Source organism: Dryocola clanedunensis, from assembly GCF_038405435.1.
Taxonomy (GTDB): domain Bacteria; phylum Pseudomonadota; class Gammaproteobacteria; order Enterobacterales; family Enterobacteriaceae; genus Dryocola; species Dryocola clanedunensis_A.
In genome coordinates, this window is record NZ_JBBYHZ010000180.1 from 1 (window position 1) to 556 (window position 556).

Below are 556 nucleotides of genomic sequence, written 5' to 3' on the forward strand. Positions count from 1 at the left end.
CTCGCCGTGCTTGGCCGCGGTCTCGGCCTTGTCCAGGCCCTGCAGCCCGCCGTAATGACGCTCGTTCAAGCGCCAGCTCTTGCTGACCGGCAGCCAGTCCTGGTCCAGCTCGGCCAGGGCGCCCTGCAGGGTGTGGATGGCGCGCTTGAGCACCGAGGTGTGCGCGACATCGAACTGCAGGCCTTCTTCACGCATCAGGCGGCCGGCGGCGGCAGCCTCGCGGCGGCCCTGTTCAGTCAGTTCCACGTCCACCCAGCCGGTGAAGCGGTTGTCCAGGTTCCACTGGCTCTGGCCGTGGCGCAACAGTACGAGTTTCCGGGTCACTGCAGTATCTCCGACAGATGGCAAGGCAGACCCGCATTGTAGCGGCAACCCTGCCCTGCCCGTCCGCCGTCGGGCCGCCCGTGGCGCTCATGGATGCGGATGCCCGTGGTGGCCCTGCGCGTCCGGTGCGGCGCGGCGGCTGTCGTCGCCGCCGTGTGCGTGGCTGCCGTGTGCATGGCCGGCATGATCGTGCGTGGCGTGGTCATGGCCGGCATGGTCATCGGCATGCGGG

At 69.6% G+C, this 556-nt stretch carries 1 protein-coding gene; it reads right to left on the reverse strand.

All coding sequences use genetic code 11. From position 1 onward, the window contains the following. Positions 1 to 348, reverse strand: a 348-nt coding sequence (locus tag AAE045_RS24100) for a 2,3-bisphosphoglycerate-dependent phosphoglycerate mutase (RefSeq protein WP_455549821.1), incomplete at its 3' end; no start/stop codon positions are given. Between the last annotated feature and the right edge of the window lie 208 nt (positions 349 to 556).